Genomic DNA, 269 nt, shown 5'->3' with positions numbered 1-269 from the left:
CCAGTGTGAAGTTGCCTGTGCTGTCCGGGCTCACGCCATTGATTGTCTTGACAAGCTGGTTCGTGGTATTGGTTGATGTGTAGGCATTTGCTGTTACTGCGGCGCTGGCCAGAAGTCGCACATTACCCAGTGCATCAAGCGTGTATAGATTTGCATCAGACGTGTTGATAGCGAGTTGGCCCGCTACCAAATTACCAGCAGCGGGCGGCAAGCCCGCTGTCGTATTACGGATATGTTTTATGACAGCGGTCATTAGTACACCTCTATTA

General features: G+C 50.9%; 1 protein-coding gene. It reads right to left on the bottom strand.

All coding sequences use genetic code 11. From position 1 onward, the window contains the following. On the bottom strand, positions 1-253 hold a 253-nt coding region (locus AC1RPQ_RS08520), incomplete at its 3' end, for a hypothetical protein (RefSeq protein WP_481762350.1). Positions 254-269 lie beyond the last annotated feature (16 nt).

The sequence above is a fragment of the Dellaglioa sp. CoH-57-MRSF-21 genome, from assembly GCF_056781915.1.
This window is presented reverse-complemented; position numbering and strand designations above follow the sequence as displayed.